The organism is Hydrogenophaga sp. (assembly GCF_026125825.1).
Taxonomy (GTDB): domain Bacteria; phylum Pseudomonadota; class Gammaproteobacteria; order Burkholderiales; family Burkholderiaceae_C; genus Hydrogenophaga.
This window is the reverse complement of record NZ_JAHCKK010000001.1, coordinates 60172-81283: the sequence shown is the minus strand read 5'-3', so window position 1 is coordinate 81283 and position 21112 is coordinate 60172. Positions and strand designations below refer to the sequence as shown.

Genomic DNA, 21112 nt, shown 5'->3' with positions numbered 1-21112 from the left:
TGGGCTCAGGCAGCCGCGGGGCGCAGGTGCTTGCGCAGTTCTGCCTTCAGGATTTTTCCTACCGGGTTGCGCGGGATGGCGTCAAGGTACTCGATGCGCTCGGGCCGCTTGTAAGCTGCCACGCCGATCTGCTTCAGGTGGCCGACGATATCCTCCAGCGCCGGCGGCTGGGCCTTGTCCTTCGGAACGACGAAGATACAGGTCTTCTCGCCCATGATCTCGTCGGGCACCGCCACCGCCGCCACCTCCTGCACGCCGGGATGGGTGAGAACCAGGTTCTCGACCTCGGCTGCGCTAACGTTGAAGCCACCGCGAATGATGATGTCTTTCTTGCGGTCAAAGAAACCGATGTGGTGAACGTCCCGCACGATGAAAAAGTCACCTGTGCGGCAAAAGCCGTCGGGGGTGAACGTGCTTATCGCCAGGTCCGGCCGCTGGTAATAGCCAGCAAACACATTGGGTCCGCGGTAGACCAGCTCGCCCACCTGGCCGGGCTGCGTGCATTCTGCACCGCTCTCATCGAGCAGCTTCATCTCTACACCCTGGATGTCCGAGGGCCACTCGACGCCCGGGCGACCCCACCACGGAAAGTGATCTGCCCGCTTGGCGAAATCGGGCACGTCTCGCGCCCCTGCAAACACCGCGGTGCCTTCGGTCTGTCCCCAGGCGTGCAGGATTTCGATGTTCCAGCGCCGCTTGAACTCCTCCATGCTCCAGCGCGAGGGTTGCGCCGAACCCGAGGCGATGCAGCGCACGCTGGAGAAGTCAAGCTGATCGACGTTGGGCAACTTGAGGATCATGTTCAGCAGGGCAGGCACCAGCAGGGTGAAATGCACCTGGTCATGCATCAACTGCTTGAGAAGCAGCGGCATGTTCAGCGGGTGATGCAAGAGCGTCGTGCCCCCGATGGCCAGCGAAGCCAGCCAGGTCGCCACACCGGTCATGTTGACCACCGGCGCGGTCGCCAGCACCCGGTCCCCTTCGTGCAGCCCGGCCGTCAGCGGGATCAGGTTCATCTGAAAGAGCCAGTTGTTGTGAGACATCGGGCAGCCCTTGGAAAGGGCTTCGGTGCCGGACGACCAGCATAGGCTGAAAATGTCGTTGGCGTCGACACCGATGGCGTCGAGCCTGGCCACGTCGGCCGCACCACGCGCCATCTCGGCAATACGCTCGATCGGCAGCGCGACAAATCCGGTCTTCTCGGCGATGGCGAGTTGATCGGCACCCTTGAAATCGCGCATCCCGAAGAAGAAGCGCGCCTCGGTGAGTTTCTTGACATTCTGGAACTCGTTGTCGCGCCACTGAATCGGCATCGGCGAGAGCACGCCGCCGGCGCGGCTGACCGCAAGAAACATGGCAACCAGTTCCCATACGTTGGGCAGTTGCACGACTACGATTTCATCCTTGCGCAAACCCATGTCCAGCAGCCCGGTCGCGATGGCGTCGACGGCCGCGGCGAACTCCCGATAGCTCAGGTTCTGTGCTGCTGTTCCGGTCAGATCAGGCCGATCAGCCGGGTCGACCACGGCGGGCCGCTCCGGCGCCTTGGCCGCCGTCTCGCGCAGCAAATCGAGCAGGGTGCGCCGGCCCCAGTGGCCGCTTTCGGTGTAACGCTTCAAGGTCTCAGCAGTGTGCAGAATCATCGCGCGGCTCCTTTGGGTGTGCTTGTCGGAATGAATCAAAGGTTCAATCGCTGGCGCGTGATCTCAGCGAGCCGCGTCGAAACCATGGAAGCTGGAAAACGTCTCCACATCGGTTCGTTCGGTGATGAAGGCGTTCTCCGGGGCCGACAGGTCCTCGTGTCCCAGGGCGATGCCGCAAGCGAGGATTTCGTGGTCGCTGATAGGCAGTTGGGCACGCGCCACTTTGTGGTACCAAGCAAGCGCCGCCTGCGCACAGGTGTGCAGGCCCTGTGCGCGGGCGGCCACCAGAATGTTCTGGATGAACATGCCCAGATCCATGAAGCTGCCGGTGTTCAGGCGGCGATCGAGCGTGACGAGCAGGCCCACCGGCGCGTCGAAGAACAGGTAGTTGCGCAGCATCTGATGCGCGCGCGCCGCCGCATCGTCGCGGGCGATGCCCAGGCTGGCATACAGGCCAAAACCGCAGCGCCGCCGACGATCCAGGTAGGGCTCGACCCAGGTGGTGGGGTAGTAGGCGTATTCAGGCTGGTGGCGGTCTGGCTCGTGCGTGGCCGCCTCAATGAAGGCATCGCACAGACGCTGCCGGGACTCGCCCGCCACCGCATACACCTTCCACGGCTGCACGTTGTTGCCACTCGGGGCTCGCGCCGCCACGTTCAAAATGTGCTGCACAACCGAGGAAGGAACGGACGTGGGTAGAAACCGCCTGACCGATTTTCGACTGCGAATCGCTTCATCAACATGCACGGACGGACTGCCTTTCTGACTGCGTAGAGCTACGGAGAAGAAACGACGCGGTGAGACTTGCACCGCTGGACTCCCATACGACGTTCGGATAGGATGGCAGCATGAATTCTACCAAACAACCGTTTGAATGGAAGCCCGCTCCTGAACTGATGGCGCGGTCCAACCTGACCGCCTTCTTGCACAAAGTGGGCGAATCGAGCTTCGAGAACCTGAGCGCTCGCGCCGATGCCGATCCGGCCTGGTTGATGCAAGAGGTGTTCGAGTTTTGCGACATGCGCTTCTATCAACCTTACACGCAGATGCTTGACACCTCGCGCGGCATCGAGTGGGCGCGCTGGTGTGTCGGCGGTACCACCAACATCGTGCTGAACTGCCTGGACCGGCACCGCGGAACGCCGGTGTGGGACCAGCCTTTCCTGGTGTGGGAGGGCGAAGACCCGAAAAACCGCAAGTCCTTGAGTTACCGCGAGTTTGATGCCGAGGTTTGCCGCCTGGCCGGAGCGTTGCAGTCGCTGGGCATTGCTCGGGGCGACAGGGTCGGCCTGTACATGCCCAACCTGCCGGAGACCTTTGTCGCGTTCTTTGCGGTCCTGAAGATCGGCGCCGTGTTGATGCCCTTGTTTTCGGGCTTCGGGCCGCAACCCATTGTCGCCCGTTTGAACGACGGACAAGCCAAGGCGGTGCTGACGGTGGATGGCACCTGGAGACGCGGCACCCCCGGCGTCATGAAGTCGGTGCTGGACGAAGCCCTGCGCGAGGTACCCAGCGTGCAGCACGTGGTGGTGCTGCGCCACCTGGGTGAAGCGTCCCCATGCCCGATGACGCCGGAACGCGACCACGACTGGGCCAGCCTGATCGCCGCCCAACCCCGTGACATGCCGACCGCCGAGATGGCCGCCGAGGCACCCGCCGTATTGCTCTACACCTCGGGCACCACCGGCAAGCCCAAGGGCTGCATCTGGACCCACGTGAGTTTCCTGGGCTCGATGGTCACGCGCGACATGCACATCTGCGCCGATTTCAAGCAGAGCGACCGCTTCTTCTTCATGAGCGACATGGGCTGGATGGTGGGTGCCATGTGCGCCTGCATCCCGAGCTATTTCGGCGGCAGCCTGCTGGTGGCCGAAGGCACGCCCGACTACCCCGACACAGGACGCTTCTGGCGTCTGGTGCAGGATCACAAAGTCACCTATCTGGGTGTCGCGCCCACGCTGATCCGCAGCCTGATGCGCTACGGCGACACAGAGGTCGAAAGCTACGACTTGTCTGCATTGCGCATCACCTGCTCCGGTGGCGAGGCATGGACCGAGGCGCCCTGGCGCTGGTTCTTCAAGCACATCTGCAAAGAGCGTCTGCCGTTCCTCAACATTGTCGGCGGCACCGAGGTGGGCGGCTGCAACTTCACCGGCACCCTGCACCACCCCTTGCGACCAGGCTCGTTCGGCGCGCGCGGGCTTGGCGCCGGGGTCGACATCGTGAACGACAACGGTCAGCCGGTCGGCGCGGGCCAGGTCGGCGAGTTGGTGCTGCGCAACCCCAACATCGGCTTCACCAAGAGCCTGTGGCGCGACGACGAGCGCTACCTCGACAGCTACTGGCGCACGCTGCCCGGCGTCTGGGTGCATGGCGACTTTGCGATGCACGATGCGGACGGCTTGTTCTACATCCTCGGCCGCAGCGACGACACGATCAAGGTCTCAGGCAAGCGCACCGGCCCGTCGGAGATTGAAACCCTGCTCACCGGCACCGGCAAGGTGTCAGAGGCGGCGGTGATCGGCGTGCCCGACGAGATCAAGGGCTCGGCCATCGTCTGCGTCTGCGTGCCCATGCCCGGCGTGGCGGCGGACGCGGCGCTGCAAGCTGAACTGTCTCAAGCGGTTGTCCATGGCATGGGCGCCTCCTACCGACCCAGACAGGTGCTGCTGGTCAGCGACCTGCCCAAAACACGCAACATGAAAATCATGCGTCGCGTCGTGCGGGCCGTGTACCGGGGCGACGGTCCGGGCGACCTGTCCTCGCTGGTCAACCCGGAGGCGGTGACCGAGCTGCAGGGCAAGCTGGCAGGGTAGTGGCTGGGCTGGCGAGGCCGCTCGCCCGCTAAACCGACCGTACAAAATCGGCAATAGACGCGTCTGAAGCCAGCACGCTATTGCCGATCAATGCGTTCCAGTGCGCTTCCGAGCCATGGGCAATGCGCCATTCATGCAAACGCCGGGTCAGCAATTGCAGATCGTATTCTTCGGCAATGCCAATGGCACCGTGCAGCGCGTGGGCAATGGAGGCAACCAGCACCGCCGCCTCGCTGGTGCGGGATTTGGCCATGGCAGCGGCGAGCAAGGAGGGCGTGGTCGTGTCGGTACGGAACGCTGCTTCGGCGGCTATCGAGGCAGCAGCCACATGTTCGGCCATGACGCTCAACTGGTGCTGCACCGCCTGGAACTTGCCCAGGGTTTTGCCGAACTGGATGCGGTCATTGCAGAATTGGAGTGTCATTTCGAAGACCCGTGTCATGGCCCCGCTGAGCAGGGCGGCGTGCAAGGCCGCGGCGAATGTCGGCAGCAGTGGGCCAGCGCCGGGCACGTGCGTCGCGATGCGCTCATCGGGCCAGCGCAGGTTGGCGGCAAGGCTCCCATGCACCCCGCTTGCTTCACGCTGCGCCGCTGCGCAAGGCAGCAGCAACAAGGCATCACCATCTTGGGCCAGCACGAAATCGGCCACCCGGCCGTAAGGTGTGAATGAGCACACGATGGCGCCATCGGCCTCGCGCCGCAACGCAGCGCCCAGCGTAATCATGCCGTTGGGCATCGCAAACTGCGACCCCAGCAGCGCTCGCGCCACAATCGTCTGAGCCACCGGCACCGGCACCGTGTAGCGGCCGAAGCTGCACAGTATCGGGAACAGATCGGCCAGCGGGAGGCCGGCACCGCCAGCGTCCTCGGACGCCAGCAGTTCGAGGAAGCCGGCGCCTTGCAGCGCCTGCCACAGCGCAGCGGTCGAGCCGCCCGCCTCAATCGCGCGCACCACGGCGGGCGTGCACTGATCCTCGAGGATATCTTCAATCGCTTGTGCAAACATGGAATGCTCTCGTTTTCAACGCAGGCCCAGACCGCGCGCGATCATGCCGCGCAGGATCTCGCGCGTGCCGCCGCGCAGGGAATAGGTGGGCGCAATCTGGCTTACATAAGCCACGGCGCGGTACAACTCGGCATCGACCAGGGCGTCCGGGTCCATAGCGATGGCGGCTCCGATCACGGCGGGAATGCTCTGCTCGAATTCGGTGCCTATATCCTTTACCAAGGCCGCTTCGACCAACGGGCTTTCCCCGTTGACGAGCTTGGCCGTGACGGCGATCGACATGTTGCGCAGCGTGGCCAGGTGCGTGGCGAAACGCCCGATGGTGGCGGCATGGGCCGAGACCGCCGGTGTACTGCGCAGGCAGGTGATCCAGTGCTCCAGCAGCACGATGCTGGAGTACACCCGCTCCGGGCCGCTGCGCTCGAAGGCCAGTTCGGCATTGACTTGCGCCCAGCCGCTGCCTTCATTGCCGATCAGCGCGTCGTCGGCCAGTAGCACGTTGTCGAAAAACACTTCTGAGAAATGCGCGTCCCCCGTTAGATCCCGGATCGGGCGCACCGTCACGCCGGGCAATGCCAAGTCGACAATGAACTGCGACAGGCCCTTTTGCCGATCCTGCGACTCGCCCGACGAGCGCACCAGCGCGATCATGTAGTGGCAGTGCTGCGCATTGGTGGTCCATATCTTGTGGCCGTTCAAACGCCAGCCACCTTCGCAGCGGCTGGCCCGTGTGCCAACGCTGGCGAGGTCGGAGCCGGCATTGGGCTCGCTCATGCCGATACAAAAGAAGGCCTCGGCGGCACAAATTTTGGGCAGATAGAACTGGCGTTGCGCCTCGGTTCCGAACTTGAGGATCTGGGGCCCGCTCTGGCGGTCGGCGATCCAGTGTGCGGAAACCGGGGCACCGGCGGCCAGCAGTTCTTCCACCAGCACGAAGCGCGAGAAGGCGTCCAGGCTGGCGCCACCGTATTGCGCTGGCAAGGTCACGCCGACCCAGCCCCGTGCGGCCAGCTTCTTGCTGAAAGCGGCATTGAAACCCATCCATGAACGGGCCCGGATGTCGGCGGGCATTGGCTCAAAGCTGGATTGGAGAAAGGCCTTTACCTCGGCGCGAAATGAATTCGTCCCGGCGGGCAGGGCGGCGAACCGGAAAGCGGACAGCAGGTTGTTCAAGAAATTTTCCTCCGAGGGGTTCATTCACCGCCGAGTTGAGGCGCCGCCCCAGGCGATACATCAGATCGGGCTGCGTTCCACCAGCTGGGCGGAAATGATCAAGCGCTGCAATTCGTTGGTGCCTTCGCCAATGCACAGCAGAGGCGCGTCTCGGTAGTAGCGCTCGACGTTCATTTCCTTCGAGTAGCCATAAGCCCCGTGGATGCGCAAGGCCTCCATCGAGTTCTCGACCGCCGCTTCGCTGGCGAACAGCTTGGCCATGCCGGCTTCCATGTCGCAACGCTGGCCAGCGTCATAAGCCCGCGCGGCCTGTTCAACCAGCAGACGCGCCGCCTCCGCCCGAGTGGCCATGTCGGCCAGCTTGAGCTGGATCGCCTGGTGTTCGCAGATCGGCTTGCCGAAGGTGCGACGCAGTTGGGCATAGGCTACCGACTCCTCCAGGCAGGCGCGCGCCACACCCACGCCGCGCGCAGCCACATTGATGCGCCCAAGTTCCAGTCCGCCCATCACGTGCTTGAAACCCTGTCCTTCCACGCCACCGACCAGGTTGGCGGCCGACACGCGAAAGTTGTCGAACACCAGCTCGGCGCTGTCGATGCCCTTGTAACCGAGCTTTTCGAGCTTGCGAGTGGACGTGAAGCCGGGGCCTTTTTCGCAGATGAACAGGCTCATGCCGCGATGGCGCGGTTGCGCTGCGGGGTCGGTCTTGACCAGCACGGCAAAGGCCTGGCCATGGACGCCGTTGGAGATCCAGGTCTTGGTGCCGTTGATGACGTAGTGGTCGCCGTCACGGCGCGCCACCGTGCGCACCGCCTGCAAGTCGGTGCCGCAGTCGGGCTCGGTCAGCGCCAGCCCGCCGCGCAGTTCGCCGCTGGCAAAGCGCGGCAGGAAACGCTGGCGCTGCGCCTCGGTGCCGTTGCGCTGCACGCAGGCGGCCATGATGAGGTGCGAGTTGATGATGCCCGAAACCGACATCCATACCCGCGCGATGCGCTCCACGACCTTGGCATAGGTACTGGCCGACAGGCCGAGGCCGCCATATTCCTCGCGGATGATGCAGCCGAACAGGCCCATCTCGCGCATGCCGGCCACAATGTCGGCCGGCCATTCGTCGGCGTGCTCGAGCCGCTGCGCCACCGGCTTGATCTCGCGGTCGACAAAGCGCTCGACGGCGTCGAGCACCAGAGTTTCTTTTTCCGCATCAAAGGCGATGGGCGGGCTGGTAGTCATTAAAGGGATCCGGAGGTGTTGGAATGGGTCAGGGTATGCGCCAGAGTGGCGGCGTCTTCGGCGCGATCGGCCGACAGCAGCGCATCGCGCAGGCGCAGCGCCTGATCGCGCGGCAATGCCAGTAGTGCATTGCCCATGAATTTGGCCTCGATGTCAGCGGCCGTGATCGGCCGGCCCGGTGCGCCGCGGTGCGCTGACTCGCGCCAGCGCAGCTCGCGCCCGTCGTTCGTGCGCACGTGCAGTTCGCCGGAAAAGAAGGTGGGGTAATCGGCATCGGGGTCGGCCGCGTGTTCGATGCGGTCAGCCAGCGCCTGCACCTGCGGGTCGCTCAGGTTGGCGGCATCCAGTTCGGCCAGCCCCAGCTCGCCGCGCAGCAGGGCCAGCGCGACCAGGTGGTGAATGCTGAACTGCGATTCATAGACGTTGGCCGGTCGTCGCTTGGCCGCCACCGGCTCGCACACCACCGGGTGCACCCCTGGCGGCAGCAGCACCTGCACCGATGCCACCTCCTCGGCACGCAGCCCCGTCGCCCGCAGCGCCAGCGCGGCATCGATGCTGGCGTGCGTGAAGTGGCAGGTTGGGTACAGCTTTACCGCCACTTCGAGCAGCTCCCAGCGCTCGCCCAAGCCGCGCGTGCACAACGACAAATCGGCCAACAAGCCGCGCGCGGCCAAGTGACTGGCGTACAGACCAAAGCGCCCTTCATAAGGCTGTGAAGGCCCCCGAAAACCGGCACCGGCCAGCGCCGTGGCGGTCAGCCCGCTGACACCGGCCCAGCCCGGGTGCATGCGCTTGGTCCAGGCGCCGTCGCTCAGAAATTCCATGCTACCGGATGCCATCGACAGCACCACGCCTTGCGCATGCTCCAAGCCCACCTGATCCAGCCCCATCAGCTTGCCGGCCGCCAGCGCGCACCCAAAAGCTCCCACCAGGCCGGTCGGATGAAAGCCAACGTCGTGGAAGCCGCCCCCGGCCGCCGCACCCAGACGGGCAGCAACCTCAATCGCGAGCACATAGGCCGTGATCATCTCGGGCCCCGTGGCATGCCGTTGCGCTGCCAGACCCAGCGCCAACGGAAAGGCGCTGGCACTGGGGTGTGTGATCGCGCCGGGGTGGGTGTCGTCGAAGTCCAGCCCGTGGACCAGGATGCCATTCATCAGCACCGCATCGCGCAGCGGCAGGGGTGCAAAGGCGCCCATGACGGCGCTGTCACCCGCGCCACCCAGGGCGCGCAAGCCGCGGTAAGCGCAGTGCGCGAAGTCGTGCTGAGACGAGGCCAGGGCGATGCCCAGAGCGTCGAGCATCAGCAGCTTGGCCTGTTCCACCACGACTGCGGGCAACATGCCAGGCTTGAGACCGTGTGCAAAGGCGGCCAACTGGGTGGCAATGTTGTCGGTCGCGGGGTCTGTCGTGTCGGTTGGCACAGGGATTTTCCTTCTTTCTTGATGCGATCAAACGGCCGGGCCGGCGTCCAGCATGGCCAATGAAAGGGTGTACTGCTCTTGCAACTCGCTGACCCCATTGACGCTGCCCCCGACTGGCCGCAGCAAGCCGTCGCGCAGGCCGTAAACCAGCCCGTGCACCTCGACTTGCTGCCCGCGCTCCCAGGCGCGGCGCAGGGTGGTGGTGCGACACACGTTGCTGACCTGCTCAATCACGTTCATCTCGCAAAGCCGCGCCGCGCGCTCGTCAACGCCGGAAATGCCGTCGAGCCGATCAATGTGTTTCCGCGCCACATCCTCCAGATGGCGCAGCCAGTTCTCGGCCAGACCGGTGCGGCGCTGTTCTATCACCGCCTGCACGCCGCCGCAGCCGTAGTGACCCACCACGAGAACATGCTCGACTTTCAACACCTCGACCGCATACTGCAGCACCGTCAGGCAGTTCAGGTCGGAGTGCACTACCAGGTTGCCGACGTTGCGGTGCACGAACACCTCGCCAGGCCGCAGCCCCAGGATTTCGTTGGCCGGTACCCGGCTGTCGGAACAGCCGATCCACAGGTAGCGCGGCATCTGCTGGTGCGCCAGTCGCTCGAAGTACTGCGGATCTTCCGCAGCGCAGCGCGCCGACCAGGCACGGTTGTTCTCCAAAAGAGGGGCCAGGCTGGAGATGGCATCTCCCCGCAGCGACATCAGCACCCCTTCCAAACCGGCTTGCGCTTCTCGGCGAAGGCACGCGGACCCTCCTGCGCGTCCTCGCTGGCGTAGGCGGTGCGATAAATGTTGTGCGCCAGCGCCATGCCGGCCTCACAACCGGCGCTCATCGCCGTCATGATCGATTCCTTGCCCGCCATCACCGACAGCGGAGCGTTGTCGCGGATGCGTTCGGCCAGCGCGGTGGCCCGAGCGCGCACCGCATCAGGCGTGTCTTCCAGGTAATTGATGAATCCCAGCCCATGGAAGGTTTCGATCGGATACAGGTCGCCGGTCAGCACCATCTCCATCAGCAGCGGCTGCGGCAGCATCCACAGGAGGGGAATGGCCCAGGGGCTGCCGCGCCCGGCGATACGGGTTTCGGTGATGCCGACCTGCGTGCCCTTGAGGCCTACGCGCAAATCCGAGTTCAGGCTCAGCATCATGCCGCCGGCAATCAGGTGCCCGGTCATGGCCGCGATGATGGGCTTGGCCACACGGCGCTGGCGACCGTGAAACGGGTCCCTCATCTTGGTCAGGATGTCCACGCCCTCGTCCTTCTTGACACGAGAAGCCTCGCGCAGGTCGAGCCCGGCGCAGAAAGTGCCGCAGTCGGCAGAAGTCAGGATGGCCACGTGCACATTTTTATCGGCATCGACTTCGCACCACAGATCGTGCAGCCGATTGGCAGCGGCCGGTGACAGCGCGTTACGCATCTCGGGGCGGTTGATCTTGACGGTGGCGATACCATCGCGCACGTGATACAAAACGGTTTCTGCTTCACTCATGTTTATCTCCAGGTTAAAAGATGGCTTGGCTTTCGCATGCGGCCGCTGGTTTTTGTCAGGGCCCTGGTTCAGTGGCTCACGACGGGGTCCATTTCACGCGTTGTAGACCCTGTTGCCGTCTCTGCGCGCAGCGGTGGAACGCACCAGCTCCTGAGTCAACTGCTCCATCCACTGGTCGATGGGAACCGAAGGAACAAACCTCTGGTGAATGAGCCGCAAGTAGCGTGTGTTGGCGGCCCACTCGACAAAATCAGCAAAAGGCAGTTGCTGCTGCTCCAGCAGTCTGAACTTCAGCAACACCTTGACCGCGTGATGCGCATGCCGCTCAGGGTTCTTGACAAAGGCGTTGAGGCGCTCGCGCGCGTAGGCCAGCACCTCGGCACGGTAGCGGAATACCGGGCCGTGGCCGGGAATGACCCAGCGCGGGTCAAGCCGCTCGATCAGGTCGAATGTGGCGGCCACTTCATCGAACGCGGTTTCACCATCGAGTTCCGGAAACACCACGCCGAAGCCTTTTTCCCACAAGGCATCGGCCGAAATCAGGGTTCGGGACTGCGGCTCAAACAGAATGACTGAATGGGGATCATGGCCCGGTGCCGCATGGATTTGCCACGCGGTATCGGCCAGCTGGATGTCCGTGCCCGGCGACAGAAGGCCATCGAACTTGAACCGGGGGCAGTGTTGCCCGGATGGCACATAGTTCAGGGCGACGGGGTCCCACGGCGAGACAAGTGATGCATGGCCTGGCGGAATGAGGGTTTGAAGTTCTGGGTAATTGCCCTGGAGGGCGGCATTGCCGCCGCAGTGGTCGCTGTGCAGATGGGTATTGAGCAGCAAGTCCAGCGGCCGCTGCTGCAAAGCGGCGCTGACCAGCCCGGCCGTTAGTTCCGCGTGTGTGCTGTAGCCACTGTCAACGAGTGCGCTGGATGCCGATCCAAGGAACAGAATGTTGTTGGAGGACAGCCAACCGCGCTCAAAAACCTGAATACCGTTCGGAAGTTGGATGCTGGTCATGGGCCGTCTCGGACACGTCATTTTTAACCGTGGATAACACCAGGTTTGTAAAGATGGGCGCGCATGCGGGGTTTGCCGCCGCTTATTCCGCAGTGCCCTCGGACTCAACCACGGCCACCACCAGGCCGCGCTCGACCATTTGTCCGTTCTGCACCGACAGCGAGCGCACCACCCCATCGTGGTCGGCATTGATGCGCAGCTCCATCTTCATCGACTCCATCGTTGCCACCACGTCGCCGGAACGTACGCGCTCGCCAACCGCCACATGGATCTTCAGGATCATCCCCATCATCGGCGTGCGCAACTGGCCACTGGTCTGGCGTCCGGTGATGGCCTGGTTGAGGTAAGGGGTCACGCCGATGGCGTGGGCAGTGCCGCTGCTCTGCACAAACACGGTATCGACGCTGCGCACGATGGTCAGCACCTCATGTCGATCCCCCATGCGCAAACGCCAATTGCCCCCGGCGATGGCGGTCAGTGCCAAGCGGACTCGTTCTGTGCCGATTTGCACCGTCACCTCGGACTCGGGCGAGACGGCGCCGAACCGGGCCTCGTGCGTTGTGCCGCCCGAGCGCAGCAACAGCGCCGGAACCGGCGTGAGCCGATCGTCGCCGGCGTGCATCTGCCAACCCGTCACGTCCAGGGCCGACCAGGCCCCGAATTGATTGCCGTTGCACCGCGCGTCGAGCAACCACCAAGCCGCTGCAGCGGCCAGCCGCTCCAGCGGCGCACTGCTCGCGCCCTGACTCCCCTCGGCCAGCACCTCGTCAATCAGACGGGTGTGGAAGCTGGCGTCGCGCGTGGCGGGCAGGGCCAGCAGGCGCTGCAGAAAGGCGCAGTTGGTTTCGACGCCGTGCACCTGGGTTTCGCCCAGCGCCCCACTCAGACGGTCCAGCGCCGCCTCGCGCGTGGGCGCATGCGCAATCAGCTTGGCCAGCATCGAGTCGTAGTACGGCGTGACCGCCATGCCGGCGCGCACACCCGATTCAACCCGCACGACAGAAGTTGGGAACCGAACAGCGATCAGTTCACCGGTGGAGGGCAGGAAATTTTGTGCTGAATCTTCAGCGCAGACCCGCGCCTCAATCGCGTGGCCGCGCACCTGCACTTCGCTCTGGCGCAAGGGCAAGCCCTCGCCGGCGGCAATGCGCAGCATGATCTCGACCACATCCAGCCCGGTCACCTCCTCGGTCACCGGATGCTCGACTTGCAGCCGTGGATTGACTTCGAGAAAGTGGTGATTGTCGCCCTGCACGATGAATTCCACCGTGCCGACACCGCGATAGCGCAGCCGCTGTCCCAAGCGCACCGCGTCACCGAGCATCGCCTCGCGCAGCGCCGGGGCGAGGTTCACCGCTGGAGCCTCTTCGATGACTTTCTGATGGCGCCGCTGCAGCGTGCATTCGCGCTCGAACAAGTGAATCACTTCGCCATGGCCGTCGCCGACGATCTGCACCTCGATGTGGCGCCCGCGCTCGACAAAGGCTTCGACGATCAACGCAGTGTCGCCAAAGGAACTCCCGGCCTCGCGCATGGCCGCCTCGATGGTCTCCATCAACCCGTCCAACTGCTGCACCACCCGCATGCCCTTGCCGCCGCCACCGGCGGCCGCCTTCAGAATCACCGGTAGCGGTAGTCCGCGCACGGTGGCTGCCACTTCGGCCGCATCGCGGCTCGGCAGCTCGCTGCCGCCGAGCACGGCCACGCCAGCGGCGCGGGCCTCGCGCTTGGCCGACGCCTTGTCGCCCAGGCGCTCAATGACCTCGGGCGTCGGGCCGACGAAGACGAGGCCGGCTGCCTCGACCGCGCGCGCGAAGACCGCGTTTTCGGCCAGAAAGCCAAAACCAGGATGAATGGCCTGCGACCCGGTCCGCCGGGCCGCATCAATGACCGCATCGATGCGCAGGTAGCTCTCGGCCGGCGCTGCCCCACCGATTTCGATCGACTCGCCGATCAGGTCAACGTGCAGCGCATCGCGATCAGCACTCGAATGCACACCGGCCACCGCAATACCGAGGCGCCGGCAGGTGCGTGCGATGCGGCAGGCGATTTCGCCGCGGTTGGCGATCAGGATTTTTTTGAACATGTCAGAGTCCGCTCCAGCGCGGTGGGCGCTTTTCATTGAAGGCCTTCACGCCCTCCAGCCTGTCGGCCGAGGACACCAGCACGTTGTAGGCGGCGACGTCGAGCATGTAGCCGCTGTGGAAGTCAATCTCGCCGCCGCGCGATGCGGCGAGTTTGGCGTAGTGGGTGGCCATCGGTGCGGCCAGTACGATGTCGCGCGCGTCGGCGACTGCGGCGGCCAGCGCCGTACCCGGCTCGGCCAGGTCTGTGACCATGCCCCATTCGGTGGCTTCTTCGGCCGAGAAGCGGCGCGCGGTGAACAGCAGCTTCTTGGCGCGCCGCGCGCCGACGGCGCGCACGAGGTTCTGGATACCGCCGCCGCCGGGCATGATGCCGCGCCGCAGCTCGGGCAGCGAAAATACCGCAGCGCGCGAAGCGACGATGTAGTCACACATCAACGCCAGTTCGCAGCCGCCGCCATGCGCGTGGCCTTCGACGGCGGCGATCACCGGTTGCGGGAAATCCTTGACAGCCAGCAACACCTCTTCGGCGAGCTGGTGTTGGCGCCGCCATTGACCGTCGGTCATACCGTCGCGCTGCTTGAGGTCTCCGCCGGCCGAGAATGCACGCTCACCGGCGCCGGTGATGATCAGCACACGCAGGCCGTCGTCGAAGGCCAGTTCGTGCAGGGCGTTGCGCAGGTCGATGAACATCTGCGTGTTCATCGCGTTCATCACCTCGGGGCGGTTGAGCACCAGGGTGCGGATGCCATCAGCGAGCTCGGTGCCAGGCGCGGCTTCAACGCGTAGTGTCGTGTAGTCCATGGTGCTTCAGTAAGAGCGGGGCATGCCCAGCAGGTGCTCGGCCACCTGCGCCAGCACCAGGTTGTTGGAGATCGGCGCGGTGCGGAACAGCCGGCTCTCCTTCCATTTGCGCTCGATGTCGTATTCGCAGGCCACGCCGTAGCCGCCGAAGGTGGTCATGGCCGCCTCGGCGGCTTCCCAAGCAGCCTCGCTGGCCAGGTACTTGACCATCGTCGCCTCGCGCCCGCAGGGCAGGCTGGCGTCGAACAGCGTCGCTGCCTTGTTGCGCATCAGTTCGGCAGCCTCGATGTTCATGTGGGCGCGCGCGATCGGGAACTGCACGCCCTGGTTGGCGCCGATCGGGCGGTCGAAGACGACACGCTCGCTGCCGTAGCGCGCGGCCTTGCCGACGAACCAGTGGCCGTCGCCGATGGCCTCGCTGGCCACCAGCAGACGCTCGGAATGCAGCGAATCCAGCAGGTAGTGGAAGCCCTTGCCTTCCTCGCCGATGCGGTCGTCGTCGGTGAGCTCCAGGTTGTCGATGAAGACCTGGAAGGTGTGGTGATTGATCATCGTGCGAATCGGCGTGGCCTTCAGCGACGCGCCGGCCTTCGCTATGTCGATCAGGAACAGGCTAAGGCCATCGGTCTTCTTCTTCACCGCGTCGGTCGGCGTGGTGCGCGCGATCAAAAGGTACATGTGCGAGTGGCTGTAGCGCGAAGTCCAGATCTTCTGGCCGTTGACGACGTAGCCACTTGGCACCTTGCGCGCGAATGTCTTGATCGCCAGCGTGTTGGAGCCCGCGTCGGGCTCGGTCACGCCGAAGGCCTGCAGCCGCAGGCTACCGTCGGCGATGCGCGGGAGCGTCGCGCGCTTCTGCGCTTCGCTGCCATGGCGCAGGATCGACGCCATCGTGTACATCTGCGCATGGCAGTGCACCGCGCTACCGCCGTTCTGGTTGATCTCCTGCAGGATCAGGCAGGCGTCGAGCAGGGGCAGCCCGGCGCCGCCGTATTCCTCCGGAATCAGCGCGGCCAGCCAGCCGGCCTTGGCCATCGCGTCGACGAAGGCTTCCGGATAGGCGCCGTCCTGGGCGCACTGGCGCCAGTACTCGGGGCCGAAGCCCTTGCACAGCTCCTTGACGGCGGCGCGGATCTGACCCTGGGTCTCGGTGTAGTCGAAGTTCATGGGGATCTCGGCCTTGTCTCTGTCAATCGACGACGCGTTGCTGTCGCAGCGCCGCCAGTTCATCGGCATGCAGGCCCAGCGCCGTCAACACCTCGTCGGTGTTCCCGCCCAGCACTGGCGGCGGCGGGCCGCTGCGCCCGCGACGGCCCTGCGAACTGATGGGCAGGCCCATCGTCTGGTGTTGCGGTGCGCCCGGCAGCGGCAGCGCGCCCAGCATGCCGACCGCTTGCACCTGTTCGTGCGCCAGCATCTGGGCCACGTCGTGCATCTCGCTGCAGGGCGCACCGGCCGCTCGCAGCGCCGCCGCGCAGTCTGCGGTGCTGCGCTGCCGGGTGCGCGCCTCGAGCTCGGCGTGCAGCGCCTTGCGGTGGCCGATGCGCGCCGACATGTCGATGAAGCGCGGATCCTGCGCCAGCTCTGGACAAGCCAGCGCGCTGCAGATGCGGCCAAACAGCCGGTCGTTGGCCGCAGCGATGAAGACCTTGCCGTCGGCGCTTTCGAAGAGCTCGTAGGGCGCCATCATCGCCATCGCCGAACCCATCTTGCGCGGTAGGCGCTGGGTGGCCAGATAGTTCGCGACTGGCACCATCATCCACGACAGCCCGGTCTCGAGCAGGCTGGCGTGCACGCGCATGCCTTCGCCCGTGGTGGCGCGGCGCAGCAGCGCGGCCAGGATCGCCATCGTGGCCCACATGCCGGTGCCCATGTCGATCAGCGACACGCCGACGCGCGCCGGCTCGTCACCTTCGTGGCCGCTGACGCTCATGATGCCGGCGAAGGCCTGCATCAGCGGGTCGTAGCCGGGCAGCGCGCGCATCGGGCCGACCTCGCCGAAGGCGCTGATCGCGCAATACACGAGGCGCGGATTGGTCGGCAGCAGGTGTCCGTCGCCGAGGCCGCGCGCTTCGGCGCTGCCGGGTTTGAGCGAATGCACCAGCACGTCGGCACCGGCCGCCAGGCGCGCGACCAGCTGCTGACCAATCGCGCTGTCGAGGTCAATGCAGACGCTCTTCTTGCTGCGGTTCAGCGCCGCGAAGCCGGTCGAGACGCCGGCCACTTCGGGCGGCTTCCACTGGCGCGCATCGTCGCCGCTGCCCGGGCGTTCGATCTTGATGACCTCGGCGCCGAGGTCGCCGAGGATATGGGTGCAGAACGGGCCGGCCACGTTCTGCGTCAGGCCGAGCACGCGGCAGCCGGAGAGAATGGCTTCGAGCATGTTCAATACTGTGGACTAAAAGATCACATGCGGAACACGCCGAAGTGCGTGTCGCGCGCCGGCACACGGCCCGCCAGCTCCAGCAGCAAAGCCATGGTGTCGCGCGTTTCCAGCGGGTCAATCACCATGTCGCACCACAGATTGGAGGCGTAGTTGTAGGGACTGGAAAAGCTCTCGAACTGCTCGCGTATCGGTTGCTTGAATTGCTCGCGTTCTTCGTCGCTCCAGCTTGTGCCCTCGCGCCGGTGGATGTTCTCGCGCACCAGGCCCAGCGTGGTGGCGGCCTGCTCGGGGCCCATCAGCGCGGCGCGGCCGGTAGGCCACATCATCATCACGTTGGGCTTGAACGGGCGCCCGCACATCGCCAGGTAGGCCGCTGCGTACGAGCCTCCGGTGATCAGCGTGTAGCGCGGCACGTTGGCCGAGGCCATGGCCGTCATGAACTTGGCGCCGTGCTTGGCAATGCCCTGCTGCTCCACCGCTTTGCCGACCATGAAGCCCGACACATCGGCCATGAACAGCAGCGGAATGTCGCGTTGGCAGCACAACTCGATGAAGTGCGCGCCCTTGAGCGCGCTCTCGGAGAAGATCACGCCGTTGTTGGCCAGAATGCCGATCTGGAAACCCTTGATGCGGGCGAAGCCGCAGATCATGGTGTCGCCGTACAGGGGTTTGAACTCCTGTAGTTCGCTGTCGTCGATCAGCCGCAGCAGCACTTCGCGGTTGTCGGTCGGATGCCGGTTGTCGGCGCTGACGATGCCGTAAATCTCGCGCGGGTCATGGCGGGGCGGCAGCGGCGGAACCACGTCCCAGCGTTGCTTGGCCACGGTACCTAGGTTGGCCACGATGCCGCGCACGATGGAGATGGCATGGCCATCGTTCTCGGCCAGATGGTCAGTGACGCCGCTGATGCGGCTGTGCATCTCGCCGCCGCCCAGGGTTTCAATGTCAACCTCTTCCTTGGTGGCGGCATACACCAGTTCGGGCCCGGCGAGGAACATCGCACCCTGGTTGCGCACGATCACCGCCTCGTCGCACAGCGCCGGGAGATAGGCGCCGCCAGCGGTTGAGGGCCCATGCACGGTCGCGATCTGGGTGATGCCCTCGGCCGACATGCGGATCTGGTTGTAAAAAATGGAGCCGAACTGGCCGTCGTCGGGGAAAATATGCGCCTGCTCCGGCAGGTTGGCGCCGCCCGACTGGACCATGGTGATGCACGGCAGCCGGTGCTGCCAGGCGAACATCTGGGCCCGCACATGTTTTTTTGCGGTGATGCCGTAGTAGGTGCCGCCCTTGACCGTGGCATCGTGGATCATCAGCATGCATGCGCGCCCGCACACCAGCCCCACCCCGGTGATGATGCTGCCGCCCGGCGGCACGCCCTCGTACAGGCCGTCGCCGGCAAGCTGCCCGAACTCGAGGAAGGGCGATCCGGGGTCGAGCACGGCAGCCAGGCGCTCGCGCGGCAGCAACTGCTTGCGCTTCTTGTGCAGCAGGCGCGCCTTTTCGGGGCCGCCGATCAGGGCACGTTCGCGGCGTTCATGCAAGTCGTCAATGCGCAGCTCATAGGCTTCGCGGTTGCGCTGAAATTCGGGCGAGTTCGGCGTGGCGGTGGATGTCATCAAACTCATTTAGGCAGCCCTTCCAGTGACTCGGTATGGGTCGGTCATCAGGCAATCAGGCCACCACACGCAGCGTCGCAAAGCGCTGCAGGTGGTGGTCGGTGCTGCCCAACAGGTTGCAAAAGAGCGTCAGGCGGCGAAAGTAATGGCCGATGTCAAGCTCCTCGGTCATGCCCACGCCGCCGTGCAGCTGCACCGCTTGCTGCGCCACGAAGCGGGCTCGCTCACCAATGGCGGCCTTGGCGGCCGAGACGGCGCGCGAACGGGTGACTGCGTCGGGATGCTCGGCATGCAGGGCCGCCATCAACACCAGGGAGCGGCTGGCCTCGACCGCGGCGAACATGTCGACCAGCCGGTGCTGGATGACCTGGAAACTGGCAATCGGCACGTCAAATTGTTTGCGCGTGCCGACGTACTCGCCGGTTTTCCTCAACAGCGCGCCCATGGCACCCAGGGCGTCGGCACAGGCGGCAACAATGCCAAGATCAACCAGGTGCTCGAGCAGTCCCAGGCTTTCGCCTTCCATGCCCAGCAATGCGTCCGGGCCCAGCACGACAGCATCAAGCTGCAGATCACCAGCCCGACTGCCGTCGTAGACCTTGTAGCCCGCCACCTGCACCCCCGGCGTGTGGGCTTCGACCAGAAACAAGCTGATTCCCCGGCGTTCACTGACGGCGCCCGAGGTTCTGGCGGCCACAACAAAGCCGTCGGCCCAGGGCGCGCCCAGCACACCGCTTTTGCGGCCCGACAGCACCCACCGGCCGCCCTTGGCCATGGCGCTGGTGTGAACATGGGCGAGGTCGTGGCGCGCATCGGCCTCGGTGTGCGCTAGGCTGACAATGCGCTGGCCCGAGACCAGCCCGGGCAGCCAGGTCGCGCGCTGCGCCGCGGTGCCCGCGCGTGCCACCGCCTGCGCGCCGAGCACGGCGCTGACGAGGTAGGGTTCGACCACCAGCGCGGCGCCCAGGGCCTCGGCGACCTGGATCGTCTCGAGCATGCCGCCGCCAAAACCGCCATCGGCCTCGGGCAGTCCGAGCCCAAGCCAGCCGAATTCCCCGAATCGCTGCCAGTGCTTGTGGCTCATGCCGGACGCCGACGCGACGATCTGGTTGCGCGCATCGAAGCGGTATTCGGCGCGCAGAAATTTCTGTGCCGCGTCGCGCAGCATCTTTTGTTCTTCGGAGAGATCAAAGTTCATGACGATCCTTACCGCGTGCCGCCGGCCAGCAGCATCTTGGCCAATACATTCTTTTGCACCTCGTCGCTGCCGCCGTAAATCGTGGCGGCGCGCGAAAAACAGTAGTGCGGCATCGCATGGGCATGGCGTCCGCTTCCAAACTCGCCGCCGTCATGCCAGGGCCAGGCTTGCTCGGCGGCGATCTCGACGCCCAGCTCGGCCAAGGTCTGTTGCACCGCCGTGCCCATGGTCTTGAGCAGCGAGGATTCCGGCCCCGGCGCCTTGCCCGAGGCGGTGGCGGCCAGCACGCGAAAGTTGGTGTGTTCGAGCGCCATCAGTTCGATCTCGGCGCGCGCCAGCTTGAGCCGCATCGCCGCGTCCTCCATCAGCGGTTGGCCACCCGAGCGGCGCTCACCTGCCGCGGCATACAAGTTGGCTAAATGCGCCTTGCAGTCGGCCACGCCGGCGATGCTGGTGCGCTCGTGTGTGAGCAGGTACTTGGCAATGTCCCAACCCTGGCCTTCGCGACCGACCAGGTTTTTTCTGGGCACCCGAACGTCGGTGAGAAACACCTGGTTCAGGTGGTGTTCGCCGTCGATCGAGACAATGGGTTTGACATCGATGCCGGAGCGGTCCATCTCGATCAGCAGGAAGGAGATGCCTTCCTGCTTCTTGCCGGTGTTGGCGGTACGCACCAGGCAGAACATGTGCGTGGCCCAATGCGCATAAGTGGTCCAGATCTTGGAGCCGTTGATGATGTAATCGCTGCCATCGGCCACGGCCGTGGTCTTCAGGCTGGCCAAGTCGGAGCCTGCACCCGGCTCGGAATAGCCTTGGCACCACCAGTCCTCGCAGCGACGGATGCGCGGCAGGTACTGCGCCTTTTGCTCTGGCGTGCCGAAGGCAATCAGCACCGGCCCGAGCATGATGACGCCCATCGACAGCCCCACCGGCGCACTGGCCGCCGCGCGCTCAAGGTCGAAAATATAGCGCTGCGTCGGCGTCCAGCCCGGCCCCCCATGCTCCTTGGGCCAGCCGGTGACCAGCCAGCCCTGGCCATCGAGTCGGCGCTGCCAATGAACGATGTCGTTCTTCTGCAGCATTTCCCCGGTGACGGTCTTGCGCTTGAGATCGGACGGTATGTGGCCTTTGAACCAAGTGCGAACCTCTTGCTGGAACGCCATGTCTTCCGGGCTGAAATCGATGTCCATCGTGGGCCTTTATGCGTTCGGCTTGCGCT

Annotated in this window: 17 protein-coding genes; 1 reads left to right on the top strand and 16 read right to left on the bottom strand. The window is 65.0% G+C overall.

Annotation, left to right across the window (positions count from 1 at the left end):
• Positions 1-5: 5 nt before the first annotated feature.
• Positions 6-1643 carry a class I adenylate-forming enzyme family protein gene (locus KIT86_RS00365; RefSeq protein ID WP_297393934.1) on the bottom strand — a complete coding sequence of 546 codons (1638 nt, stop codon included), beginning with the start codon at positions 1641-1643 and terminating at the stop codon, positions 6-8.
• 63 nt (positions 1644-1706) lie between these two features.
• Positions 1707-2390: a nitroreductase gene (locus KIT86_RS00360; protein WP_056278382.1), complete on the bottom strand. Its 684-nt coding sequence runs from the start codon at positions 2388-2390 to the stop codon at positions 1707-1709.
• Between the two features lie 101 nt (positions 2391-2491).
• On the opposite strand from KIT86_RS00360, the gene KIT86_RS00355 reads away from it, so the two are divergent.
• Entirely contained in the window at positions 2492-4459 is a 1968-nt protein-coding gene (locus KIT86_RS00355) for an AMP-binding protein (protein WP_297393932.1), read from the top strand.
• A 28-nt stretch (positions 4460-4487) separates the two neighbouring features.
• Here the strand turns inward: KIT86_RS00355 and KIT86_RS00350 are convergent, their stop codons facing one another.
• From KIT86_RS00350 to KIT86_RS00285, 14 genes are all read right to left on the bottom strand, one after another.
• Positions 4488-5465, bottom strand: a complete 978-nt coding sequence (locus KIT86_RS00350) for an acyl-CoA dehydrogenase (protein WP_056278375.1) — start codon at positions 5463-5465, stop codon at positions 4488-4490.
• Positions 5466-5480: 15 nt separating this feature from the next.
• Positions 5481-6638 (bottom strand): acyl-CoA dehydrogenase family protein, encoded by a 1158-nt coding sequence (locus tag KIT86_RS00345; RefSeq protein WP_056278372.1) that lies wholly within the window; start codon positions 6636-6638, stop codon positions 5481-5483.
• 60 nt (positions 6639-6698) lie between these two features.
• Positions 6699-7868, bottom strand: a complete 1170-nt coding sequence (locus KIT86_RS00340; protein ID WP_056278369.1) for an acyl-CoA dehydrogenase family protein — start codon at positions 7866-7868, stop codon at positions 6699-6701.
• Positions 7868-9292: an MmgE/PrpD family protein gene (locus tag KIT86_RS00335; RefSeq protein WP_056278367.1), complete on the bottom strand. Its 1425-nt coding sequence runs from the start codon at positions 9290-9292 to the stop codon at positions 7868-7870. Before KIT86_RS00335 ends, KIT86_RS00340 begins: the two co-directional genes overlap by 1 nt.
• A gap of 27 nt (positions 9293-9319) precedes the next feature.
• Positions 9320-10000, bottom strand: coding sequence for a carbonate dehydratase (can, locus tag KIT86_RS00330; RefSeq protein ID WP_200959413.1), 681 nt, complete (start codon positions 9998-10000; stop codon positions 9320-9322).
• Positions 10000-10788 (bottom strand): enoyl-CoA hydratase-related protein, encoded by a 789-nt coding sequence (locus tag KIT86_RS00325; RefSeq protein WP_086124718.1) that lies wholly within the window; start codon positions 10786-10788, stop codon positions 10000-10002. Before KIT86_RS00325 ends, can begins: the two co-directional genes overlap by 1 nt.
• A 93-nt stretch (positions 10789-10881) precedes the next feature.
• Entirely contained in the window at positions 10882-11802 is a 921-nt protein-coding gene (locus KIT86_RS00320; protein WP_056278357.1) for an MBL fold metallo-hydrolase, read from the bottom strand.
• An 82-nt stretch (positions 11803-11884) separates the two neighbouring features.
• On the bottom strand, positions 11885-13888 hold the full coding sequence (locus KIT86_RS00315; protein ID WP_056278355.1) for a biotin carboxylase N-terminal domain-containing protein: 2004 nt from the start codon (positions 13886-13888) through the stop codon (positions 11885-11887).
• Position 13889: 1 nt separating this feature from the next.
• Positions 13890-14690 (bottom strand): enoyl-CoA hydratase-related protein, encoded by an 801-nt coding sequence (locus tag KIT86_RS00310; protein ID WP_056278352.1) that lies wholly within the window; start codon positions 14688-14690, stop codon positions 13890-13892.
• 6 nt (positions 14691-14696) lie between these two features.
• Complete coding sequence (locus KIT86_RS00305; protein ID WP_056278592.1) at positions 14697-15857, bottom strand: acyl-CoA dehydrogenase family protein; 1161 nt, start codon at positions 15855-15857, stop codon at positions 14697-14699.
• Between the two features lie 22 nt (positions 15858-15879).
• Positions 15880-17073: a CaiB/BaiF CoA-transferase family protein gene (locus KIT86_RS00300; protein WP_056278349.1), complete on the bottom strand. Its 1194-nt coding sequence runs from the start codon at positions 17071-17073 to the stop codon at positions 15880-15882.
• Between the two features lie 23 nt (positions 17074-17096).
• Entirely contained in the window at positions 17097-18704 is a 1608-nt protein-coding gene (locus KIT86_RS00295; RefSeq protein ID WP_056278346.1) for an acyl-CoA carboxylase subunit beta, read from the bottom strand.
• A gap of 46 nt (positions 18705-18750) precedes the next feature.
• Positions 18751-19893 carry an acyl-CoA dehydrogenase family protein gene (locus tag KIT86_RS00290; protein ID WP_056278343.1) on the bottom strand — a complete coding sequence of 381 codons (1143 nt, stop codon included), beginning with the start codon at positions 19891-19893 and terminating at the stop codon, positions 18751-18753.
• 8 nt (positions 19894-19901) lie between these two features.
• Positions 19902-21083, bottom strand: a complete 1182-nt coding sequence (locus KIT86_RS00285; protein ID WP_297393927.1) for an acyl-CoA dehydrogenase family protein — start codon at positions 21081-21083, stop codon at positions 19902-19904.
• Positions 21084-21112 lie beyond the last annotated feature (29 nt).